Annotated in this window: 11 protein-coding genes and 1 pseudogene; 4 read left to right on the top strand and 8 right to left on the bottom strand. The window is 66.3% G+C overall.

The features are described 5' to 3' along the window. The first annotated feature begins 73 nt into the window (after positions 1-73). Entirely contained in the window at positions 74-1,480 is a 1,407-nt protein-coding gene (locus AB0M45_RS27615; protein WP_364335199.1) for a hypothetical protein, read from the top strand. A gap of 78 nt (positions 1,481-1,558) precedes the next feature. Here the strand turns inward: AB0M45_RS27615 and AB0M45_RS27610 are convergent, their stop codons facing one another. Both AB0M45_RS27610 and AB0M45_RS27605 read right to left on the bottom strand, forming a co-directional pair. After that, positions 1,559-2,710: a hypothetical protein gene (locus AB0M45_RS27610; RefSeq protein ID WP_364335197.1), complete on the bottom strand. Its 1,152-nt coding sequence runs from the start codon at positions 2,708-2,710 to the stop codon at positions 1,559-1,561. A gap of 257 nt (positions 2,711-2,967) precedes the next feature. Next, positions 2,968-4,122, bottom strand: a complete 1,155-nt coding sequence (locus tag AB0M45_RS27605) for an IS630 family transposase (RefSeq protein ID WP_364335195.1) — start codon at positions 4,120-4,122, stop codon at positions 2,968-2,970. Between the two features lie 111 nt (positions 4,123-4,233). Between AB0M45_RS27605 and AB0M45_RS27600 the strand changes: the two genes are divergently transcribed. Beyond that, positions 4,234-4,578 carry a hypothetical protein gene (locus AB0M45_RS27600; RefSeq protein WP_364335193.1) on the top strand — a complete coding sequence of 115 codons (345 nt, stop codon included), beginning with the start codon at positions 4,234-4,236 and terminating at the stop codon, positions 4,576-4,578. A 334-nt stretch (positions 4,579-4,912) separates the two neighbouring features. On the opposite strand, the gene AB0M45_RS27595 is transcribed toward AB0M45_RS27600, so the two are convergent. From AB0M45_RS27595 to AB0M45_RS27575, 5 genes are all read right to left on the bottom strand, one after another. Then, positions 4,913-5,104 carry a hypothetical protein gene (locus AB0M45_RS27595; protein WP_364335191.1) on the bottom strand — a complete coding sequence of 64 codons (192 nt, stop codon included), beginning with the start codon at positions 5,102-5,104 and terminating at the stop codon, positions 4,913-4,915. Between the two features lie 107 nt (positions 5,105-5,211). Further along, the gene (locus tag AB0M45_RS27590; protein WP_364335189.1) at positions 5,212-5,790 is read right to left on the bottom strand and encodes a hypothetical protein; all 579 of its coding nucleotides are present in this window, start codon (positions 5,788-5,790) and stop codon (positions 5,212-5,214) included. A gap of 166 nt (positions 5,791-5,956) precedes the next feature. Beyond that, complete coding sequence (locus AB0M45_RS27585; RefSeq protein ID WP_364335187.1) at positions 5,957-6,787, bottom strand: alpha/beta fold hydrolase; 831 nt, start codon at positions 6,785-6,787, stop codon at positions 5,957-5,959. A gap of 176 nt (positions 6,788-6,963) precedes the next feature. Then, positions 6,964-7,446, bottom strand: a complete 483-nt coding sequence (locus AB0M45_RS27580; protein WP_364335184.1) for a nitroreductase/quinone reductase family protein — start codon at positions 7,444-7,446, stop codon at positions 6,964-6,966. A 214-nt stretch (positions 7,447-7,660) separates the two neighbouring features. Further along, positions 7,661-8,593, bottom strand: coding sequence for a universal stress protein (locus AB0M45_RS27575; RefSeq protein WP_364335182.1), 933 nt, complete (start codon positions 8,591-8,593; stop codon positions 7,661-7,663). Between the two features lie 645 nt (positions 8,594-9,238). On the opposite strand from AB0M45_RS27575, the gene AB0M45_RS27570 reads away from it, so the two are divergent. Together AB0M45_RS27570 and AB0M45_RS27565 are read left to right on the top strand one after the other, a co-directional pair. Then, positions 9,239-9,406, top strand: a complete 168-nt coding sequence (locus tag AB0M45_RS27570; protein ID WP_364335180.1) for a hypothetical protein — start codon at positions 9,239-9,241, stop codon at positions 9,404-9,406. Beyond that, positions 9,390-9,509: pseudogene (locus AB0M45_RS27565) on the top strand (universal stress protein); the annotation flags it as partial. The gene AB0M45_RS27570 and the pseudogene AB0M45_RS27565, both read left to right, overlap by 17 nt. A 24-nt stretch (positions 9,510-9,533) precedes the next feature. Here the strand turns inward: AB0M45_RS27565 and otsB are convergent. After that, positions 9,534-13,514: a trehalose-phosphatase gene (otsB, locus tag AB0M45_RS27560; RefSeq protein WP_364335178.1), complete on the bottom strand. Its 3,981-nt coding sequence runs from the start codon at positions 13,512-13,514 to the stop codon at positions 9,534-9,536. Between the last annotated feature and the right edge of the window lie 107 nt (positions 13,515-13,621).

The following is a 13,621-nucleotide window of genomic DNA, read 5'->3' as shown; positions in this document are numbered from 1 at the left end:
CCCAAAGTTCCTGACAGTCCCCCGACGATCGGAAGCTCGACTCAATGTCGGTGCCTGGTGAAAGCATCACGCTATGGATCCTGTTGAAGGCGTGACGCCTGATCCCTCCACTGATGCTGTCTTCGAGATCCTGGAACGCATGCGCACCGACTTGCTGCTCACGATCGCGGTGGCGCGTATGGCGCCTCGAGCAGGCAAGCTGGCCGCTCAGCTGATCAAGGGCGTCCAGATCCCGTTCATGGGACAGACCTACCGCTACAGCCTAACGCGGGGACGCGCCCCGTCTGTCTTCGACGTGTGTGATCCGGACGGTCTACGGCCCGGGTGGACAGCCTCGTCGACGACCGTCGGCGCTGACCGGCTGTTCAATGCACTCACCTATGGCAGCGAGCACCATGCATGGGGCGGTCGGATGTGGCTGCCGACGTTCTTCTCGCTCTGGGAAGAGGACTACCGGCACCGGCTCGCCGCAGTGCACAAAGCCGACACCGACTACTCGAGCCTGAAGAACCTGATCCTCATGATCGCGCACCACTTCTGGGTTCGGATCGAACAGATCAACCCCGGCCAAGCCGACTTGCGCATCAGCACCGACACCTACACCCGGTGGCGGGAATCGATCAAGACCCGCGAGGACAGCAAACCCAGAACCGGCCAGGACGTGATCCTCATTGGTGTCCGCAGCTTCTACTACGACCTGCACACCTGGGCCGCCGAGGAACCGGGGCAATGGGCCGTCTGGGTAGCTCCCTGCCCGGTCCTGCCAGCCGAGCTCCGCGGCCTGGGCGCCCGCCGTCGGCGGATCAATGATCGCTCCGCGAGCCGCACCCGGATCCGGCAGCCACTGCTGCCGACTCTGGTCAGGCACGTCGAAGACCGCTACGACCGCGCCCGCACCATGCTCGAGCAAGCCCGCACCATCGCAGTCGGCGAGACCTTTGTCCACGAGGGCAGCACCTACCGACGCATCGAACGAACCCACCACACCCGCCCGGACGACCCGATCCGCGTCCGCGATGAGGCCACCGGGACGGTGGTACACGTCCAGACCGACGAGGAGGCCACGTTCTGGGACTGGGCATGCGTGGAAACGCTGCGGCACTCCGGCGCCCGGATCGAAGAGATGTGCGAACTCACCCATCTGTCGATCCGCCAGTACCAGCGCCCCAACGGCGAAGTCATTGCGCTTCTGGTCATCGCGCCCTCCATGACCGACCGCGAACGGGTCATCCCGATGAGTGCCGAACTGTTCCACGTCATCGCCGCGATCGTGCGACGTCACACCGGCGGTGGCCGGCCCATAGCCACGCTGAGCCGGTTCGATCCCCATGACAAAGTCTGGAGCGAGCCCATGTCGTTCCTGTTCCAGCGCCGCAGCGGCGCAAAACGTAGCGTCATCGCTGGCACCACCGTGTTGAACCAGCTCAAACGGCTCTGCAACGAACTCGCCGAGCACCACCCGGCCTTCCGGACCGTGTAGTTCACCCCGCACGACTTCCGCAGACTTTTCGCCACCGAACTGGTCAGCAGCGGCCTGCCCATCCACATCGGTGCAGCGTTATTGGGCCACATGAACATTCAAACCACACGTGGGTACGTCGCGGTCTTCGACGAAACATCGTCCACCACTACACGGCGTTCCTCGAAGAACGCCGTCGGCCGCGAGCTCGAGAGCCGATCGCCCGGACAGGTGAGAGGAGTTGATCGACTGGCCGTTGGTGATCGAGGCATAGAACTGAGCGGCATAGTTGATCGCGTCACCGTCATCGATCTCGTCGGCCATGCCGATCGCGAACGGCACCACCTCGGCGGCAAGGTTGTCGATCTGAGCTGCGGAGTTGCACGAGTTCAGCAGCATCAGCAGCGGCGGAGTGTCGGTCGCCTGGATCGTACGGGCGAACGCACCAGCGGCGACATCCATACCCGAATTGGGATCGTCGGTGTCCTGTTCGAACACCAGGAAATCGTCATCGCTATGACCGGAGAAGTGGACCACATGAGGACGGAACTTGGTGATCCCGTCGAGCAGGTCCGCGGGTGTCGCCGCAGGGCGAACATCGAACTCGATCTGATCGCGATGAAGAGCTGACTCGACGGCTGCACGGATCCGCTTCTGCTCGCGGCCCACTCGAAGATCGCCCTCGCCTGCGGCCCCGAGGATCAACACTCGCAGCTTCTCGGGTTTGGGCGCGGGCAGCTGGCGAAGTACATGCTCAACCGCGGATTCAGTAGTCGCGACCCGGGATTCGAGCTCCGCCCGCTGGCCAGCGGCGAGACGCTGAGCCCGCTGCTCCTCTCGTTTGCGCTTGACCTCGGCGGCATCGGCTTCGGACTTCTCCGCCTTGGCGAGCTTGCCCTGGAGCTCGGCCTCGCTCTTGGCATAGCCGCTGGCCCTCAGCTGCCACCGGCCAGCTTCCTTCCCGGCGGTTTCAGCCTCTTTGTCCTTGCGCTCGGCCTCGCGGAGTTTGGATTTCACGGTCGACTCGCTCTTGGACTTCGAGGCCGCCAGTCGCGCGGCTGCGGCTTCGGCGCGCTTCTTCGACTCCTTGGTCCGGAACTCACCGGCCTTCTTCTCGGCGTCGACGCGCTGCTTGCGCTTGCTCGTGAGCTGGCTTCGATACTGGTTCGCGCTCAATGAATGGCTCCTCGCACCAAGATGTCTTGCCCGGCAACCTCCGAGCGCCGCAATGTTAGGTCGGGGCACCGACACGCCTTGGCCCTCGCAAGAGAGGCCTGATTCTGGGTTTGCTCGCCCCGACCTAACGGCGGAACTTTCGACTAGCGAATGACCCGCAACGGTCACGTCGATTACATGTCCACGTCGATGACTCCCACGTCGGAGTCTTCGAATGCTGGGGCAGGTCGGAAAGCTCGACGAATGCGCTCAACTCGGCAGAAGAGTGTGTTCGGGCGACGCCGGGATGGGGAATGGCCAGCTAGTGGGTGCGCCCGTTAGTCCGTCGGGGGTTATGCCGCGAGTGGTCGGGGTGCGTGCAGGTCGTGGCGGCCGAGGCGGTGCAGTATCTGGTTGAGGTCATTGCGGGTGAAGGTCCAGTCGAACGGGCGGGCGGTGGCGTTGTAGTGATCCTGGAAGGCGAGCAGTCGGTTGCTGACGTCGTCGAGGTCGGTAAAGTCGTCGGGGCACAACGCTTTTCGTTGAACGACAGAGAAATAGACTTCCACCTGGTTCAACCACGACGCGTGCACTGGCAGGTGCACCATGTGCGCATTGGGGTAGGCGTCGTTGAGACGCGCCGCTGCTGCCCAGTTGCGGTGGGAGGCCCCGTTGTCGACGATCCAGAACACCCGCCGGGCGCTTGCATACGGTTCTTGTGTCATGACCTGGGCGGTCAGTCGGGAGAACGGTTCGATGCCGGTCGTGGGCTCGCAGCGGCCGACGACGTGGGCGCGGTGCACGTCGTAGGCGGCGAAATACGCGAGAGTGCCGCCGCGGCGGTATTCGGATTCGACCCGCATCGGTCGACCGGCGGCCGGTGGCAGAGGGCGGCAGACGCGGCGGCGGGCCTGGACGCCGGGTTTCTCGTCGGCGGACAGCACGTAATCGTCGGCGCCGAGTGGCTCGTCATCCCACATTCGCGCATACAAGTCCAGCGCGCGGGCGGCCTTGGGCGCGAAATACGGGTCGCGGGGAAAGATCCAGGAGCGATGCTGCCAGGGCTTGATCGCGTCCCGAGCGAGGATCCGCCGCACCGTCGATGCCGAGATCTGCTCGGCAACCCCGCGTGTGGTGACCTCACGGGCCAGTTCGGGACAGCTCCACCGGGGCAACGGCAACCCGGACACCGATGGCAGCTCGCAGGCCAGGGCCTTGACTTCGGCTACCTGCTCGGCGGTGAATGTTCGTGGCCGGCCGCTGCGAGGCAGATCGGTCAATCCATCGATTCCTTTGCAGCAGAACCGTTTCCGCCACTTCCGGGCGGTATCGACGTTGATGCCGAGGGCACGGGCGATATCGGTGTTCGATTCCCCCTCCGCGGCTGCGAGCACGATTCGTGCCCGCAGCACCGTGCGATACGGCGCCGAGGATCGGCGGGTGATCGTTTCCAGCTGCGACCGCTGCGCAGCGGTCGCGACGACAACATACGGACTGCGCGGCGACACGAAGATATTTCCTTGTCCCTCAACATGATTACGAATCGAGAAACTCTGCCCGACCGGTCACACCGAACCGGGTAGCCACGCCGCAGGCTCGTACGTGGCAGGGTGACACGCATGGCTGCACCGCCGGAATCGACCAAGACCTCGCTGCGGCAGCGACTGGCCGCCCACGCCGCCGACCGCTGGCCGCAACGGGCCCGCCTGCACGTGCGCTACCACGGCACCTTTGCCTACGTCACCGGCGAACTCGCTGACGGCACCCAGTTGCCGCTGTGTCGCCTGCGCTACACCGGATCAGCAACGACCTGGGGATTTGCTATCTACCTGGCCAGCCGCGACGGCTACGAGAACTCCATCCTGCCCAACGGCTGGCCAGCGGGCACACCAGCAGAAGCCCTCGACTGCGCCTGCGGCCTCTACCTCAACGACCCCACCGCCTGGCAACCCCCGACGGACTAACGGGCGCACCGACTAGGGGGATCTGCACCGTGGGTGACGGCAGTCGCGTCCCGGACAAGATCATCGTCACCGTCCTGGACTGGCGCCTGGGCACACGCCTGGAGCCGTCGGCCGTGGGGACCACTATGGTCCGGCAGGCGATTCTGGCGGGCCGAGGTGCACTACGACCGGGAAGTCGGTGAATACGTCATCGGCGGATGGAGACAATCACCCGCCGAGGCGGCAATTCTGCACCTGCGATCGAACATGCAGGTGTGTCGATGCTCGGGTTGGCGTCGGTCGTTATTGCGCTGGTAATCCGGCAGCAGACGACGGCCGATCTCGTGCGCGCTCGTCAGGCGACCGGAACCCTGGCAGCCCAGTAGGCGAGCTGGCGGTAACCGCTTTCCTGGTGCAGCAGTTTCGCGCCCAGGTACGTTCCGGCAACGATCTGCACGGCCTCGTCGCGAATCTGGTTGATCGGCCATGGGTTGGTGCCGATGGTTTCGTAATCGAGGACCAGCACATGGGTCAGCAGCAGCGCCACCAGCAGAGCCCCGCCGACGCGCCGAACGCGCCCGCCCGCCTCGGGGCACCGTGTTCCGGAATCCTTATCGGTGAGTTTCGCCTGCATCCTCGACTCGCGGTTCCCGACTACGTGGTCCCCGCCTTCGGCAGATACTTCAGCCAGTCTATTCGGGCGAATAGGACGACCGCGGCGAGAAGCGCGACCTGAATCGCTATTCCGAAGGGTGACGTGAGCGAATCGAGGAACGTGTCGCTGAGTTCTCGCTCGGCAACGGTGGTAGCCGTGACATAGAAGGAATAACTGACGAGTCTGCCCGCGATGTGCGCGAGGGTTATCGGGAGCAATCGCACGCCCATCAGCCCGGCCGCTTCGAACATCTGCGCGGACGGCAACGGCGACACCACGAATACGGCGAGTCCGGCGAGAGAACGTCCGGTGTGGCCGGTGACGTACTGGTTGGCGGCCTCCAGAGAGGCCTTGCGACGGTCGCCGAGGTGGTCGCGGACGCGGTTGGTGGCGACCGCGAGCAGGTAGCGGCCGGCGCCCGAGGAGAAGGCGCCGAGGATGACCACGGCGACCGGCTCCAGGTGCCAATTCAACCCGAGAAGCACCACCACCAACGCGCCGGGCGGACCGAACGCGGGCATGAGGTTCACCGCGAACACCACCGCGATGAACGCCAGATAGTACAGCGCCGGGTTCACGGTGCTCGTGTCCCGTCCGACGCTTGCGAATCAGCCGTCATCGCACCTTCTCTGCCGTGTATGCCTGCGCGTATCGAGTCCATCAGGCGTATGCGGACCCCGGCCAGAGAACAAGGTCACCTGCGGTCGCCGCCGATCGGCTCCGCCGAGTGTGAACCGGCCCGAGCTAGCGTGACTGCGGCGCGCCTGCGGTCACGGCTGAGTCCCGCGCGTCCAGCCACGCTGTCATCACATGAAGTGCGAGCCGGAACCCGTTGAGGTGGGCGCGGTTCAGGTATCCGTGCCAAGAATGCGGCACCACGGTGTACGACACCGGGACCCCGGCGGCCGCGAGTTCGGCGGCGAAGGACTCCCCCGAGGCGCGAAGGGTGTCGTGGTCGGCGTCGAGCATCAGAGTTGGCGGCAGGCCGGTGAGGTCGCGGCCGCCGGGGAAGGCGCCGCTGTTCAACAGGTCCTCGTTGCCGACGTAGTTGAGGTTCATCCGGTGGACGGCGGGCGGTGACAACTGCCGGTATCCGGCCAGTCCGCGCACGGCCGCACGTACCGATTCCGACAGCGGCGGCAGCTCGGCGTGAAAGATGCCGTAGCACAGCAGCAGTCCGGCCACACCGAGTAGCCGTTGTGCGGCGGTGACGGCGAGGCAGGCACCCGCGCTGGCGCCGCCGACCACGATCGCGTCGCATTCGGCCGCCAGCGCGCGCCCCGCGTCGACCACGTCGTCCAGCCCGGCGGGGTAGTGGTTGACCGTGGCGGAGCGGCTCCAGGGGAGGCAGGGCGCGAGCCGGTAGTCGACCGTGCGCACCCTGCGCCCGGTTTCCGCCAGGCGCAGCGCGACGAGGTGGGATTCGGCCTGATCCAGGTTCCCCCACGCGAATCCGCCGCCGTGCAGCCACAGTACGGCCGCGGCGCCCGCACGCGGCTGTTCCGGGAAATAGTCTCGGACGGGTATCTCCCCCTGTTTGCCTCGAAGTGTCCGATCGTGGATACGGACCCGCATTCCACCTCTGTCGGCACCCGTGGGCAACGAATCGTGACGTTCCAACATGGCAGCCCCTGACCTGTGAGAACACTTCAGCCCGGCAGCTTACTCAACCCTCGATCCGCCGACGGAGTTCCTGCCGCGGTGCCGCACCGCCGAGATCCGCCGCGTGATCTGCTCCACGGATGAAATCGTCACGTCGTGCGGGTCGGTTCGGGTTCGATGCGGAACACGGGGAAGTCCGGTGCGATCTGCTCGTACTCGGCTGGTGCGGCGTTCGGCCCGATCAGGATGTGCGGCCGGGCGCCTGGAGCTATCCGCAGGTATTGCCGCAGGATCGGGCCGCGCCGGTCCGGCGCGACCTCAGCGAGGTGGACGGTCTCCCGGACGCCGTGGCGGAGTATGGCGTGGCCGTCGGCGGCGGTGAGGTTGCGCACCCAATTCGTGTTCGTGCCCAGCATGGACACGACGTACCGCTCGCCGTCGACTTCGGTCAGTACCACCGGGAACCAGATCAGTCGGCCCGTTCGCCGCCCGATGATGCCCAGCGCCGCCACCCTGCGTGGCAGCACACCCCAGGCGAACAGCGTGGCCGAGAAACGGTTCTGCAAGCGGGCGAACATATTCGGCCGTCCGGTTCGATACAGCCAGCGCAGGTAGTCGCTGTAGGTCCACATGGTGTGCTCCTCGAATGCGGTGTGGTCGACTACTGGCCTCAGGCGCTCAACCGATCAAGGCGGGCCTGGCGAACTCCATCCGCCCATCACGCACCATCCTGGCCGCGGCGCCGACAACCGGCCCCATGATTGAGGACCGCGCTCTGTCGTCGAAAGCCGGGAGGGGGATGACACCGGCTCGAACCGGGCCAGGTCAGTGACGCCGTTCCCTTTGCTACGCGCCGTGCTGTTCGGCGTGCGGGTGGACGACCATGACCGGGCACGACGCGTGCTGGACCAGGGTGTTGGCTGTCGAACCGAGCAGCAATCCCGCGAAACCACCGCGCCCGCGGCTGCCCACGACCAGCAGCTGAGCAGACTTCGACCAGGACAGCAGGTGCGGGGCCGGTGCCGACACCTCGATCTGCCGGGAGACGCGCACGTCCGGGTATTTCTCCTGCCAGCCCGCCAGACGCTCGGCAAGAATCGCCTGTTCGGCGTTGTCGAGTTCGGCCTCGGGCAGGCTGACCCGCCCGGCGAATCGGCCGAAATCCCGGTCGCTCCAGACATGCACGGCGACGAGTTCGGCATCCCGTGCGGCCGCCTCGGCGAAAGCCGCCGCGATGGCCGCTTCACCGACCGGGCTGCCGTCCACACCGACGACCACCGGACCCGAGCGGTGGATGGTGTCGTCCGCGTCAGGATCCGTCCGCACGACCACCACCGTGCCTTGGGCATGCGCCGTGACCGCCAGCAGCGTCGAGCCCAGATGGGCGACGGTCCCGGTGTTCCCGGTCGCACCCAGCACGACCGCGTAGGCCTCGGCGCTGTGGTCGATCAGCAACTGCCTACCCGTGTCCGTGGACACTCGGCTGGTGACCCGCTGTTCCGGCCGAACCGAGTGGGCCAGCTTCTCGGCCCGGGCGACCACATACTTGCTGTGCTCGCGGACGGCGTCCACGACCGCCGGGACCAGCACCTCGTAGCCGCCCAGCACCCAGCTGGTCCCGATCAGTTCCATGCCGTGCACGATCTCGAGTTCGCGTCCGCGCTCGGCTGCGAAATCTGCCGCCCACTGCACGGCAGTCCACGATCCCTCCGAACCATCCACACCCACAACGACCTTCGCTGCGGCGAGTTGATGCGGATTGTCGAACCGCTCTGTCATGGAGGCCTCCCGAACTTGTGTGATTGTTCCGCGCCACCGCGGCACTGATTTCCACGGTATGAACCGCACGCCAGTCGCCAACGCGGCTGATCGTCACCAACAGTGAGGCCGAAAGGCCATACGAGCGAATGAGCCGCGTATAGGTCCCGCGATGCCGACGCCGAACAACTCCCCTGCGGAAGCGAGTTCGGGCCGGTTCCCGAGGGCAGCCGCGCCGCAGCGTTCGGCACGAAAGCCGCGAAACCGTCCTGGCTGCCGGGCTCCGCGGGCCGTGGCGCCGGGAAATGGTTGCGGAGCTTGGGCTACACACTTACCGACGAGCCGATGGACTTCCTCGTCGACGGCGCCCGCGCGTGGGGCGAACACCTCGCGCGCACCGAGCTCACCCCGTGCGGGCGCCGTCGACGAGGGCCGACCATCCGGCATCCGGCAGGAAATCCGGCTCGCCCTTCGGCCCCAGACCGACCCGACTGGCATCAGAGGACGATATGCCTCGATGGGACACCGCTGTTCAGGGGAGTGTCTGATCATCTCCGGCTCTGGTGCACTCCCAGGCGGCGCTGTCTCGACAAAGGCTCTACGAGCAGCATTCCGATCTTGTCGCCGAATTCCAAGCCAAAACCGGTTCGGTACCTGCCTTCGCGAATGCCATTGCCCTACAACAACAACTGGCTGGCGCGCGATCGGATCCGCGAACTCGAGGACCGCGAACGCGAACAGCTCGACCAGATCAAAACCCTCTGCGCGGTCATCACCGAGCTCACCCCCGAAACCCAAGCCAGCAACCTGGGTGCTGCTGATCGTGGTCGGTAGTCACGGGCGTGGCGGTTTCCCCGGGATGACCCTCGGTTCGGTCAGCCAGGCGGTACTGCACGGGGCACACGTGCCGGTGATCATCGCCAGGCCGACAAGCTGACATCACCCTGCCCGTTCCGCCCGGTCAAGCCGAGGGCGCCGAGTTCACCAACCGAATCGTGTCCCCCGCCGCCAGCTGTGCGATCTGTTCTCGGCAGGTGATCTCGATCGGCGGGGCGGGCCCGGCGTCCGAGCTGACTTCGACGGCGTCCCCGCTGATGTGGACGGTCAGCCGATGGCCGCGGTAGATGATCGGAAATGTCAACGCCCCCAGCGATTTCGGCCAGTACGGGCAGAAGATCAGGCGGTCGTGGCGGATCTCCATGCCGGTGAAGCACCGTTGTAGCAGGTCGAGGCTGCCGGCCATGGCGCCGAGGTGTATTCCCTCCGCGGTGGTGCCGCCCTGGATGTCGGCGATGTCGGACTCGAGCACGAGGTCGAAGTATTCGATGGCGCGGTCACGGTTGGCGCGGGCCAGGACCCATGCGTGCACCAGCGCGCTGAGTGTCGAACCGTGGGAGGTGCGGGCCAGGTAGTAGTCGATGGTGCGCAGGATCATCTCGCCGGGCAGCTCATACCCGAGATGCCGGAGCAGTTCTCGGAGTTCGTCGGCCGACAGCAGATAGAACAGCATCAGCACGTCGGCTTGTTTGGCCGCGCGGTAGCGGTTGACGTTGTCGCCCTCGGCCTCGAGTATCCGGTCCAGCCGCTGAATATTGCCATGGCGCTGCCGATAGCGATCCCAATCCAATTCGGCCAGTTGGTCGTAGCCGTCGAATTGGCTGATGACCCCGTCGTGGAACGGCACATGCATGCGGCGAGCGACATCCCGCCAGCGCTGGAGCTCCGGCGGGCGCACGGACAGGGCTTCCAGCAATTCCGACCGTGCGCGCGGCGAGAGGAGAGCGAGGGCGTCCAGCGTCCGCAGGAGCACCCAGACCACCATGACGTTGGTGTAGGCGTTGTTGTCGATGCCCGCTTCCGGCGCCTGCGGATAGCCGGTATGGAACTCGTCGGGGCCGATCACGCCACGGATGGTGTAACGGGCGCGCTCGATGTCGTAGCCGGCCAGGCTCGACCAGAATCGCGCGATCTCTACCAGCAACTCGGCGCCGTTCTCGACGAGGAATTCCATGTCGCCGGTCGCCTGATAGTACTGCCACACGTTATAGGCGATCGCCAGTCCGATGTGATGCGCGCGCCCGCTGGGATCCGGATTCCAGTGCCCCGATAGGGGATTCAGATGCAGCCGCTGGCTCTCCTCGCGGCCGTCGCTGCCGGACTGCCATGGGAACATCGCCCCGGCCAGTCCAGCTTCGGCGGCTGCCTGACGGGCCTCGGGAAGGCGGCGGTAGCGGTAGCGCAACAGCGATCGGGTCAGAGCTGGGAAGCGCGGATTGAGCACGGGGAAGACGAACAATTCGTCCCAGAACACATGACCGCGATACGCCTCGCCGTGCAGTCCGCGTGCCGGCACGCCCACATCGAGTTCCGTGGTGTTCGGCGACAAGGTCTGGGTCAGGTGCAGCAGATGTAGACGCATGATCCGCACCGCGTGTTCCCTGCTGTCGAGGTCGATCCGCAGCCGTGCCCACAGATGCTTCCAGGCAACAACGTGCCCTTCGAACAGGTCCGCGTAATCCCCGGTCGCGTCGAGCCAGCGGACCGCTTCTTCATCGGGCCCTGCTATCGCATGGTCGCGTCCGGTGAAGACGGTGACGATCTTCTCCACCGTCACCGGGTCCCGCTCGGCGATATCGAGGGAGAAGTCGTGTCCGATGACTGCGTCTCGATGGACCAGTTCCCCTGTCGCGCCGATGGATACTCCGCCTCGCCGAAGGGTGCTGCGGGTCGCCACCGCGACCGTAATTCCCGATTCGCTGGTACGCACCACGAGCAGGACCGAATCACCGGATAATTGCTCGGCACGCACTGCCGTCAGATGCTTCTCCGATAGGTCCCGATAGCGCTCGACCAGCCGATTGCGCACGGAGCCGTCGACGGACGAGCGGATCCGCAGGTTCCCCGACCAGTTCTCGGCGGTGATGGTCGTCGCAAGCGCGCCGACATGGGGACGGTGCATCGCCACGAGCCGGCGTTGAGTCACCGTGGTGATCCGCCCCGCGGTATCGCGAAAACGGAACAGCCGCACGAGTTCGGCGCGGCGCAGATCCAATTGCTGCCGATACGACAGTAGATCAGCGGTATCGATGTCGAACCAGTCGCCGCCATCGATCTGGAAGGTCACCGGCAGCCAATTCGGCAGATTCACGAGGCTCTCGTTATCGACGCGCCGCCCGGCGATCTGGTCGCGGAGCCGGTTGTACACCCCGGCGATGTAGGTGCCCGGGTAGTGGACCACACCGGCACCGCATTCCGGCGCCGCGCCGCGGGTGGCGAAGTAGCCGTTACCCACCGTGCTGAGCGCCTCGCGGAGCTTTTCCTGCGGCGGGTCGTAGCCATCGAACGTGAGCGTCCACGATTCCGGAGGGTTCGCAACCTTTTCGGTCTGCAGGAGCTCCGCCAGCCGCCCGAGGAAGTCGCGCACCTGGCGCGGCCCGGCCACCGCGAATCGCGCGGCCGTGTACCGGTCGCCGGTCTCGCCGTGGCGCACCACGATGGGCAGTCCATTGGATGCGACGGCGTCGAAGGCGTCCTCGTCGGTCAGGTCATCGCCCAGGTAGATCGGCAGCACGGGCGCGGTGACGTGCTCGAGGATCCAGCTCAGGGCAGTGCCCTTGTCCCAGTCCACATCAGGGCGCAATTCGACGACCCGCCGACCATGGGTGACGCGCAGCCCGGCCGCATGCCCGGCTTCGTGCGCCGCGGCGACCACCGCTGCGACGTTCTCGGCCGCCACGTTGCGGTGATGGACGGCGACCGCGAATCGTTTGTGTTCGACCAGAACTCCGGCGATGTCATGCAACTGTCGCCGAAGCTCGGTGGCGGCCTCGGCCAGCGCCTGTTCGGCGCCCGGCGCGGCGTCGTGGACATGGCATGTGCCGTCGGGGCCCATCAGCTCGAAGCCGTGGCTGCCCGCATACCAGATCCCGCTGACGCCGACGCGCTTACGCAGATCGCGTAAATCGCGTCCGCTGACGACCGCGACGGGGCATTCCGCGGCCAGCTTCCGCAGCACCGCCGGCATTCCGTCGACCGGCTTCGCGGCGTCCGGATCGGCGACGATCTCGGCCGAGGTGCCATCGAAATCCAGCAGGACGGCGGCCTTCTCGGTGCCGAGGAGATCCACCACGCGCGGCCAGCATTCGACCGCGTCCGGGACCTCGGACATCCGCCGGAAGCCCCCGCGCAATCGCACCCGTTGGAGATCATCGACAACGGCATCGGCGCCCCGCGCCAGCAACCTGTCCGCGTGCGCACCACGGTCGACACCGATGATCAGCGCGAACCCGCCGCGCCGCCCGGCCGCCACCCCTGCCTCGGCGTCCTCGACCACAACTGTGCGGCCGGGGTCGGCGCCCAGCCGGCGCGTGGCTTCGAGCAGCATCGCCGGGTCGGGTTTGCCCGGGAGGTCCAGTTCCTCGGCGAGGATGCCATCTACCCGAACCGCGAACAGGTCGGCGATTCCGGCGGCCGCGAGCACTTGCGCGCAGTTGCGGCTGGCGGAGAACACACCGGTGGCTATCCCCGCGGCGTGCAGTCGCCGAACGAGCGTGACGGTCGATTCGAACACAGGCACGCCGTCGCGGGAGATCCGGTCCCGAAACAGGCGATCCTTGCGGTTGCCGAGCCCGCACACGGTCTCCGCCGTCTCCGGATCGGAGGATTTCCCCCAGGGCAGCGCGATGCCTCGCGCGGCGAGGAAGTCCGCGACGCCTCGATAGCGCGGTTTGCCATCCACGTAACGCAGGTAGTCGGCTTCGGTGAACGGTGAACGGTCTTGTCCGGCACTTGCAGGACGTTGCGTGAGGAAGACGTCGAACAGGTCGGCCCAGGCCGCGGCGTGAATCGACGCGCTGTCGGTCACGACGCCATCCATATCGAAGATCACCGTGTCGTGGCGGCGCGCATCGATCCGCGGCGCCGCTGCTGCACCGTTTCCCACACCTCCAGAGTGAATGCGTCGATTCGTCCCGTCCAGGGGAAAAGGTCCGCAACAGCCGCCCGACGTGCGGGGCTACCAGCCACGAGACCTGGGACCAACGACTCCTC

Source organism: Nocardia sp. NPDC051787, from assembly GCF_040681325.1.
Taxonomy (GTDB): Bacteria; Actinomycetota; Actinomycetes; order Mycobacteriales; family Mycobacteriaceae; genus Nocardia.
This window is presented reverse-complemented; position numbering and strand designations above follow the sequence as displayed.

What these genes read in the sequence shown, in the direction of transcription:
- AB0M45_RS27615 (WP_364335199.1), top strand. Translation starts at nt 74, where the DNA reads ATGGATCCTGTTGAAGGCGTGACGCCTGATCCCTCCACTGATGCTGTC.
- AB0M45_RS27600 (WP_364335193.1), top strand. Translation starts at nt 4,234, where the DNA reads ATGGCTGCACCGCCGGAATCGACCAAGACCTCGCTGCGGCAGCGACTG.
- AB0M45_RS27585 (WP_364335187.1), bottom strand. Translation starts at nt 6,787, where the DNA reads ATGCGGGTCCGTATCCACGATCGGACACTTCGAGGCAAACAGGGGGAG.
- AB0M45_RS27580 (WP_364335184.1), bottom strand. Translation starts at nt 7,446, where the DNA reads ATGTGGACCTACAGCGACTACCTGCGCTGGCTGTATCGAACCGGACGG.
- AB0M45_RS27575 (WP_364335182.1), bottom strand. Translation starts at nt 8,593, where the DNA reads ATGACAGAGCGGTTCGACAATCCGCATCAACTCGCCGCAGCGAAGGTC.
- AB0M45_RS27570 (WP_364335180.1), top strand. Translation starts at nt 9,239, where the DNA reads ATGCCATTGCCCTACAACAACAACTGGCTGGCGCGCGATCGGATCCGC.